This is a genomic window from Mesorhizobium intechi, assembly GCF_002879535.1.
GTDB classification, from domain to species: domain Bacteria; phylum Pseudomonadota; class Alphaproteobacteria; order Rhizobiales; family Rhizobiaceae; genus Mesorhizobium; species Mesorhizobium intechi.
On sequence record NZ_PNOT02000185.1, the window covers coordinates 1 to 4,503 of the forward strand.

The window sequence follows — 4,503 nt, forward strand, 5'->3', positions numbered from 1 at the left end:
CAGTTCGTTTCGGAGAGATGGGTCACACTTTGGCCCTTTGCAGGGAGAGCAAGGTGCCTTGAAGGCAGCGTAACGTCATGGAAGAGCGGCCGAAGTTCATCGCCTGGTTGCTGGACGGCGAGAAGATGGCGGGCTTTGCCGTGAGTGCGATATCTCGCCCAAGACCGGTCATAAGATCCTCACCCGCTACAACGATAGCGGCCTGGAGGGCTGACGCTGCCCAGCGCGGTCAGGACCGACAATGGCGTCCCCTTCGCCAGCTCCAATGCGCTGTTCAACCTCAGCAAACTGTCGGTCTGGTGGCTGCGCCTGGCATCGACATCGAGCGCATCAAGCCGGGCTGACCAGCTTCATGGACTATGATTTGGGATATTTCGACGACGAGACATGCAGGCTCGGAACCACTCCAAAACCCTTCGGGCCAAAAGTGTTACCCATGTCTCCGGCATAAACCGTAACCCATGTGTCCGGAACGAACCCGCAATGGGATGGCTGGGGCGCCAGGATTCGAACCTGGGAATGTCGGTACCAAAAACCGATGCCTTACCACTTGGCGACGCCCCAATAGCCGTCAGAGTCGCTTGTGCGGCGCGTTATTAGCAGAGCGGCCGAAAAGCACAATGCTTATGAGCGATGGCAGGAACGCACAAATCGAGCAATCCACAAGGGCGCCGGATCCCACTCGGGCGGGCTATTCACCCCAGACAGCCAGCTCATTGCCAGCCGGATCGACAAAGTGGAAGCGCCGGCCGCCGGGAAATGTGAAGATCGGCTTGATGATCGTGCCGCCTGCACTTTCGACAGCGCCGAGGGTTTCCTCGAGGTCGTCGCTATAGAGTACGGGCAGCGGCTTGGCTGATGCTTCCGCGGCATCCGCCTGAAAACCGCCATCCAGGCCCTCGGCAAAGGCCGAATATGTGGGTCCGTAGTCGGTGAACGACCAGGCAAAGGCACCACTGTAGAAAGCCTTCAACCGGTCCAGCGTGCCGCCGGTCGCCGGCATTTCCAGATAGTCGATCTTTCCGGTCAGTTTCATAGGGGGCGCCTTTTGTTCCCTTTATGTTCTAGTCATCAACTCGCGACGTGGCAAGTCTTTTTGACGCATGCCCAAGCGAGGCTTTTGCTTAATCGATTGTAGCGGCGGCACGGCTCCGCCGGCGCTTGCCTTTCGCACTGCAGCATCATATCGCTCCAAAGTCGGACCAGGGTGGAACTTTCCGTTTCGCCAATCTTTCCAATCTCCTGCAACCGGAGAGCAAAGTATGACCAAATGGGTTTTCACCTTTGGCGATGGTGCGGCCGAAGGCCGTGCCGGCGACAAGAATCTGCTGGGAGGCAAGGGCGCCAACCTGGCCGAGATGTGCAGCCTGGGCTTGCCGGTGCCGCCAGGCTTCACCATCACCACGGAGGTCTGCAATGCCTACTATGCCAATGGCCGCGCCTATCCGGCCGGGCTGGAAGGCGATGTAGCGGTCGCGCTCGATCACATCGGCCGGCTGACCGGCCGCCGGTTCGGCGATCCGTCGAAGCTGCTGCTGGTGTCGGTGCGCTCCGGGGCTCGCGCCTCGATGCCGGGCATGATGGACACCGTGCTCAATCTTGGCCTCAACGACGAAACGGTCGAGGCGCTGGCAACCGATTCCGGCGATGCACGCTTTGCCTATGACAGCTATCGCCGCTTCATCCAGATGTATTCCGACGTCGTCATGGGCCTCGATCACGAGGTGTTCGAGGAAATCCTTGAAGACCAGAAGGCCAGCCTCGGCCATGAGCTCGACACCGAGCTGACGGCCATCGAATGGCAAGGCGTGATCGCGCTTTACAAGGCCAAGGTCGAGGAAGAGCTTGGCAGGCCGTTCCCGCAGGATCCGCAGGAACAGCTCTGGGGCGCCATTGGCGCGGTGTTCTCGAGTTGGATGAACAACCGTGCCATCACCTACCGGCGCCTGCATGACATTCCCGAAAGCTGGGGCACGGCGGTCAACGTTCAGGCCATGGTGTTCGGCAATATGGGCGAGACTTCGGCCACCGGCGTCGCCTTCACCCGCAACCCGTCTACCGGCGAAAAGCAGCTCTATGGCGAGTTCCTGGTGAACGCACAGGGTGAGGATGTCGTCGCCGGCATTCGTACGCCGCAGAACATCACCGAAGCCGCCCGCATCGCCGCCGGCTCCGATAAGCCGTCACTACAGAAGCTGATGCCGGATGCCTTCCAGTCCTTTGTCACCATCTCCGACAGCCTAGAAAAGCACTATCGCGACATGCAGGACCTCGAATTCACCATCGAACGCGGCAAGTTGTGGATGTTGCAGACCCGCTCGGGCAAGCGCACCGCCAAGGCGGCGCTCAAGATTGCCGTCGAGATGGCAAGGGACGGCCTGATCACGAAGGAGGAAGCCGTCGCCCGCATCGACCCGGCCTCGCTTGACCAATTGCTGCACCCGACCATCGATCCGAAGGCCGCGCGCGACGTCATCGGCGTCGGCCTGCCGGCGTCGCCGGGCGCTGCCACCGGCGAGATCGTCTTTTCCTCCGGCGATGCGGAAGACCTGAAGGCACAGGGCCGCAAGGCGATCCTGGTGCGCATCGAGACCAGCCCAGAGGACATCCACGGCATGCATGCCGCCGAGGGCATCCTGACCACGCGTGGCGGCATGACCAGCCATGCCGCCGTGGTGGCGCGCGGCATGGGCAAGCCCTGCGTCTCGGGCGCCGGCTCGCTGCGCGTCGACTATAAGGCCGGCACGCTTCTCTCGATGGGACGGACTTTCCGCAAGGGCGACATCATCACCATCGACGGCGGCAACGGCCAGGTGTTGCAGGGCGCCGTGGCGATGCTGCAGCCGGAACTTTCCGGCGATTTTGCTGCCATCATGGAATGGGCGGATGCTGTGCGCCGCATGAAGGTGCGCACAAACGCCGAAACGCCGCTCGATGCCCGCATGGCGCGCTCCTTCGGCGCCGAGGGCATCGGGCTTTGCCGCACAGAGCACATGTTCTTCGACGGTGCCCGCATCGTCGCCATGCGCGAGATGATCCTGGCCGACGCCGAGAAGGACCGGCGCGCCGCCCTTGCCAAGCTTCTGCCCATGCAGCGCTCGGATTTCCTTGAACTGTTCGAGATCATGGCCGGCCTGCCGGTGACGATCCGCCTGCTCGATCCGCCGCTGCACGAATTCCTCCCCAAGACCGAGGCGGAAATCGCCGAGGTCGCGGCCGTCATGAACGTTTCGCCCGACAAGCTCAGGCAGCGCACCGAGGCCTTGCACGAATTCAATCCGATGCTTGGCCATCGCGGCTGCCGGCTGGCGGTCTCCTATCCCGAGATCGCCGAGATGCAGGCACGCGCCATTTTCGAGGCCGCCGTCGAGGCCGGCCAGAAGGCCGGTGCGCTGGTCGTCCCCGAAATCATGGTGCCGCTGGTCGGCCTGGTGAAGGAACTCGATTATGTGAAGGCGCGCATCGATGCCGTCGCCAGGAGTGTCATGGAAGAGAGCGGCGTCAAGATCGATTACCTCACCGGCACGATGATCGAACTGCCGCGCGCGGCCATCCGTGCCCATGTCATTGCCGAGTCGGCCGAGTTCTTCTCCTTCGGCACCAACGACCTCACCCAGACCACGTTCGGCATCTCGCGCGACGACGCGGCCTCATTCCTCGAAACCTATCGCCAGAAAGGCATCATCGAGCAGGATCCGTTCGTCTCGCTCGACATCGATGGTGTCGGCGAACTGGTGCGCATGGCCGCGCAAAAGGGCAGGGCGACACGCCCGGAGATCAAGCTCGGTATCTGCGGCGAACATGGCGGCGACCCGGCATCGATCCGCTTCTGCGAGGAGGTCGGGCTCGACTATGTGTCGTGCTCACCCTATCGCGTGCCGATCGCCAGGCTCGCGGCCGCGCAGGCCGCGGTACAGGTGGCGAAAGCGGGGCGCGAATAGGGAGATCACGCATTGCGCAATCGCACCGAGATGAAGCGAGAACGCGCTGTCTGAAGGGCGACCGATCGTCAGGCTACCGAATGGCGCTTGCACTGGAGCGGTCAAATTGCCGCGCCATGCACTTTTCTGCTATCCATCGTCCGATTTCCGCCTTCATGCGGGTCTTTGGATGCCGGCTTGAAATCGCCAACCAGGAATTCGGTTTGATGCGTCTGCTCCAAGGACATCTCTGCGCGATCGCCATGTCGTTGGTGGCGGTATGCAGCGCCCATGCCGCGACGCTGGTCGAGCCCACGCTGCACATCAAGCCCGCGGCGAGCGGAGCGGGCCGTGTTGCGCTCACGCTCGACGCCTGCGACGGTCAGACCGACACGCGCATTCTCTCGGCGCTGGTGGAAAACAAGATCCCCGCCACCATTTTCGTCACCGGAGTCTGGCTGAAGCGCAATGACGCGGCCGTCGAGATCATGCGGTCGCATCCGGACCTTTTCGAACTGGAAAATCACGGCGGCCGCCACATTCCGGCGGTCGACACGCCGCAGAAGATCTATGGCATAAAGAG

The 4,503-nt window shown here is 62.3% G+C and carries 3 protein-coding genes, 1 tRNA gene and 1 pseudogene; 3 read left to right on the plus strand and 2 right to left on the minus strand.

Annotation, left to right across the window (positions count from 1 at the left end):
* Positions 1-216: 216 nt before the first annotated feature.
* A pseudogene (locus tag C1D09_RS34245) lies at positions 217-341 on the plus strand (IS481 family transposase); the annotation flags it as partial.
* A 148-nt stretch (positions 342-489) separates the two neighbouring features.
* On the opposite strand, the gene C1D09_RS15485 reads toward C1D09_RS34245, so the two are convergent.
* Both C1D09_RS15485 and C1D09_RS15490 read right to left on the minus strand, forming a co-directional pair.
* Positions 490-564: transfer RNA gene (locus C1D09_RS15485), tRNA-Gln, on the minus strand.
* Positions 565-691: 127 nt separating this feature from the next.
* Entirely contained in the window at positions 692-1,036 is a 345-nt protein-coding gene (locus tag C1D09_RS15490) for a VOC family protein (protein WP_143975132.1), read from the minus strand.
* Between the two features lie 226 nt (positions 1,037-1,262).
* On the opposite strand from C1D09_RS15490, the gene ppdK reads away from it, so the two are divergent.
* Together ppdK and C1D09_RS15500 are read left to right on the plus strand one after the other, a co-directional pair.
* Positions 1,263-3,941 (plus strand): pyruvate, phosphate dikinase, encoded by a 2,679-nt coding sequence (gene ppdK / locus C1D09_RS15495; RefSeq protein ID WP_143975133.1) that lies wholly within the window; start codon positions 1,263-1,265, stop codon positions 3,939-3,941.
* Positions 3,942-4,147: 206 nt separating this feature from the next.
* Positions 4,148-4,503, plus strand: a 356-nt coding sequence (locus tag C1D09_RS15500) for a polysaccharide deacetylase family protein (protein ID WP_143975134.1), incomplete at its 3' end; no start/stop codon positions are given.